The organism is Pantoea sp. GbtcB22 (assembly GCF_019091025.1).
Classification (GTDB): Bacteria; Pseudomonadota; Gammaproteobacteria; order Enterobacterales; family Enterobacteriaceae; genus Pantoea; species Pantoea leporis.
The window spans coordinates 1-251 of sequence record NZ_JAGXKB010000507.1 but is presented as its reverse complement, the minus strand read 5'-3'; the positions used below and the strand labels follow the sequence as shown (position 1 = coordinate 251).

Annotated in this window: 1 protein-coding gene; it reads right to left on the bottom strand. The window is 70.9% G+C overall.

From position 1 onward, the window contains the following. A partial coding sequence (locus KVT28_RS25860; protein ID WP_217551114.1) for a hypothetical protein occupies positions 1-251 on the bottom strand: 251 nt, incomplete at both ends.

The following is a 251-nucleotide window of genomic DNA, read 5'->3' as shown; positions in this document are numbered from 1 at the left end:
CGATGCGGTCCGACAGCCGCAGGTCCAGCAGGTTGTTCCAGTAGGTGTGCAGCTGCTCGGGGCGGGTGGTGGTGATGGCCAGGTGTCCCATGCCGGAGCGGCCGGTGACGAACGCGGTGTTCTGCATGCGCAGCGGTGCGGTGGTGGTGCGGGCGCGGGTGAAGATCGCGGTGGTGATTCCTTTCGGGCCGGGGAAGCGCCACAGCCGTTCGACGCCGCGCCGGGCGGCCTCCCCCGGGGTACCTTCGGTG